4 protein-coding genes are annotated in these 3,394 nt (G+C 41.7%); 3 read left to right on the forward strand and 1 reads right to left on the reverse strand.

The window, feature by feature from the left end; translation table 11 throughout:
- Nucleotides 1-52: 52 nt before the first annotated feature.
- A complete protein-coding gene (locus tag EA341_RS00295; RefSeq protein ID WP_293010682.1) occupies nt 53-814 on the reverse strand; it encodes a creatininase family protein in 762 nt (253 codons plus the stop codon).
- 347 nt (nt 815-1,161) lie between these two features.
- Here EA341_RS00295 and EA341_RS00300 point away from each other — a divergent pair, with 347 nt between their 5' ends.
- From EA341_RS00300 to EA341_RS00310, 3 genes are all read left to right on the forward strand, one after another.
- Nucleotides 1,162-2,148: an isoaspartyl peptidase/L-asparaginase family protein gene (locus EA341_RS00300; RefSeq protein ID WP_293010683.1), complete on the forward strand. Its 987-nt coding sequence runs from the start codon at nt 1,162-1,164 to the stop codon at nt 2,146-2,148.
- A gap of 2 nt (nt 2,149-2,150) precedes the next feature.
- The gene (locus EA341_RS00305; protein ID WP_293010684.1) at nt 2,151-2,891 is read left to right on the forward strand and encodes a copper homeostasis protein CutC; all 741 of its coding nucleotides are present in this window, start codon (nt 2,151-2,153) and stop codon (nt 2,889-2,891) included.
- Nucleotides 2,888-3,394 (forward strand): sugar O-acetyltransferase (locus tag EA341_RS00310; protein WP_293010685.1); only part of this gene is annotated, 507 nt, incomplete at its 3' end. The genes EA341_RS00305 and EA341_RS00310, both read left to right, overlap by 4 nt.

Below are 3,394 nucleotides of genomic sequence, written 5' to 3' on the forward strand. Positions count from 1 at the left end.
TTTCTTAGACCTGACCATCTGGACGCAGTTAAACGACTTTTCAGCCGCCAAATCATTCATACAAATCATCCTTATCCACTTGACAGATCTCCTCCATCAGCTTGGCCACCTTTTGGCAAACATCATCAAAATACCTTTTACCTTTTTCAGCACTTGCCTTTTTGGGATTTCCAATACCAGTATCAGCTGTCACCTGGGACCACTTCCTTTCTGCCCAAGCCCATTTTTCTTTGAGGCTTTCAATTCTTGGCGTTTTTTCTTTTCCGTCTCCTGCCTCTTCAAGTGGACCTACCAATTCAGGGTGCAAATGCATGATCAGACTGGTTTCCATTTCGTCGGCATGGTCACCAGGTTCCTCGAAATACTTGCTTTTATCCAATGCCTGAAACCAGTTGCAGGTCATCAACAACATCTCCGGAAACTCCAGACCCAATTCCCGTAACATGGTTTTGAAATCATTCCCTCCATGGCTATTCACAATCAGGAATTTCTTAACTCCCTGACGATTGAGCACAGTGAGGATGTCACGGATGATTGCCATTTGGGTGCTGGGATTCATATTGATATCCAGGTAAATGTCATGTTGGCCCGTGTTGACTCCAAATGGGATAGTTGGCAGCACTGTTACTTTAGCGCCATTTCCCCAGGCGATTCGGCCAGACTCGGCCGCGATCGCATCTGCTTCATAGATGTCTGTACCATATGGCATATGGTAATTATGGGCCTCAGTCGCTCCCCAAGGCAGTACCGCCAATTCGAAGCGGTCCTTTTTCAGGTTTTTCCAATTGTTTTCAGCTAGTATATAGGGTCTCATGGGTCTTGATTTATAAAATTTAAACTATATTCAGAATCAATCCAATAATTTAATAACAATCTGATCTGTAGTCCAATTAGGTACTAATTGCTACTTTCCCGACGGGCGGGTTTGATATTGAAATTTTAATCCAACAGTATTCTTAATGCTCCATATTGAGGTTATTGGCAGAGGAACTTTTATTGAGATTAAAATTAAGCTTGTTTTTCGAAATGCCTAAATAGACTTTTACCAATGGTCAACACTTTTTTAATTTTTTTATAAAAGTATAAGAAAGTCCTTGATTTTTTTAAGATATTGTTGCCACGTTGATTTGTTGTAAACCTTTCCAAAAAATATAATATCCCATGTCTAACCGAAGGTCATTTCTAAAAACATCTTTATTGGGTACATCTTTGATGCTCCCTTCCGGGATTTTGAAAGCTGGTGAAGCCTTAACCTTTCCTAAAAAATCACAAAAGCAAAAGCCTTTAATTTTGAGTACATGGGAACATGGAATGCCAGCCAATGATATGGCCTGGGAGGTGTTGATGCAATCAGGTAATTTGGTAGATGCAGTGGAAGAAGGGGTCAAGGTAACTGAGCTGGATATGGACAACCTTTCGGTGGGACTTCAAGGGCTTCCTGACAGAGAGGGAATTGCAACCTTGGATGCATCCATTATGAAAGGAGATGGATCATGTGGCACCGTTGCCTTTGTCAGACAGGTAAGACACCCTATTTCACTTGCAAGAAGGGTGATGGAAGAAACACCGCATGTAATGCTTGCAGGTGAAGGTGCTAGGCAGTTTGCCATTGCACAAGGATTTCCTATGGAAGAGGAAATACTCAGCCCAAAAGCAGAAGAAATGTACAAAGAATGGAAAGTGGAGTCCAAATACAAGCCTATCATTAATATAGAAAACCACGATACCATTGGAATGATTGGGATTGGGGCGGATGGTAAAATGGCTGGCTCCTGTACTACCTCAGGCTTGGCTTTCAAAATGCATGGTAGGGTAGGAGACAGTCCCATTATCGGTGCTGGCTTGTATGTGGATGATGAAGTAGGGGCAGCGACAGCAACTGGTCTAGGGGAGTCTATTATCAGAATATGCGGTAGTTTTTTGATCGTAGAATTGATGCGACAGGGAAGAACTCCACAAGAGGCCTGCGAGGAAGCGGTAAAAAGATTGGTTGCCAAAAACAATAAAGATATCAAGGATATACAGGCAGGATTTTTGGCTATTAATAAAGACGGGGAATCCGGAGCTTATGCTGTGCACCCTGGTTTTAATTTTGCCAGGCATAATCAGCAGGAAAAAGTATTGGTGGATTCTAAATCTTGGTTTTGATCATGGGTATACTACTTGAATCTCCGGTTTTCACCATAGAGGCAGCAGTTCAGGCCTCAGATAATGGAGTGCATAGGCTTGAATTATGCGCAGATTTTGCAGAAGGCGGAACCACGCCAAGTGCAGGTACATTGGCTTTTTTGAAAGAAAAACTTCCAATCCCCATATTTGTCATGATCAGACCCCGCGGAGGAGATTTTGTTTATACTGAATCGGAAATCAGTGTGATGGAAAAGGATATTCAATATCTGAAAAGTCTTGGTGCAGATGGTTTTGTATTTGGTGTTTTGGATGAAGTTGGACAGGTGAATGAAGAGGCTTGTAGCAGACTTCTTAATGCTGCTTCAGGATTACCTTGTACATTTCACAGGGCTTTTGATATAACGGTTGATAAAGAGATTGCTTTAGAGAAAATCATAGCCTGTGGATTTGAGAGAATTCTTACCTCAGGAGGAGAGAATACTGTTAGTTTGGGTTTGGAGCAAATTAAAAAATTGATGTCTCAGGCTGGTGAAAGGATTATTATTATGCCTGGTGGAGGTACAAAGCCTGAGCATGTTTGGGAGCTAAATCAGACCGGGAACCTGAAAGAGGTCCATGCAAGCTGCAAGGCTTTCAGGCCATCTCTAAGCAGATATAGCCATCCGAGTGTAAACCTTTCTTCAGATCCGGAGGCATTTAATCAAATTTTGACTATTGATCAATATCAAGTACTCGAATTTCTAAAGGTTTTGGGCAGATGACTGAAAGGGAAAAGCTTTTAAACGGTGAAAATTATGATACCAGAGATCCAGAGCTTCTGGAATTGTATCATGAGGCAAAAGAACTACTCAAGAAATGGGAGGAACTTTCATCTAGGGATTTACATGGAAAATCAGAGGTTCTTAAAGAGTTATTGGCTGAGGTGGGCGATGGAGTTTGGATAGAAGCACCGTTTTATTGTGATTACGGGAAGCATATCGTTATAGGAGAAAACACCTTCATCAATACAGGAGGAATTTTTTTAGATTGTAATAGAATCACGATAGGAAAAAATGTATTGATAGGACCGAATGTTCAGATTTATACCGTAAATCACCCATTAATAGCAAATCAAAGAGTGCCTACAAACCCCAAAGACGGGCAGGCACCTTACAGGACCAATGCCATTCCTGTTGAAATCGGGGATAATTGCTGGATAGGAGGAAATACTGTGATCCTTCCGGGGGTGAAAATTGGAGACAATACTACTATAGGAGCAGGCTCC

Origin of the sequence: Mongoliibacter sp., assembly GCF_007692705.1 — a bacterium.
In the GTDB taxonomy this organism is placed as follows: domain Bacteria; phylum Bacteroidota; class Bacteroidia; order Cytophagales; family Cyclobacteriaceae; genus Mongoliibacter.

Coding starts and splice junctions, on each gene's coding strand:
- EA341_RS00300 (WP_293010683.1), top strand. CDS start 1,162: ATGTCTAACCGAAGGTCATTTCTAAAAACATCTTTATTGGGTACATCT.
- EA341_RS00305 (WP_293010684.1), top strand. CDS start 2,151: ATGGGTATACTACTTGAATCTCCGGTTTTCACCATAGAGGCAGCAGTT.
- EA341_RS00295 (WP_293010682.1), bottom strand. CDS start 814: ATGAGACCCTATATACTAGCTGAAAACAATTGGAAAAACCTGAAAAAG.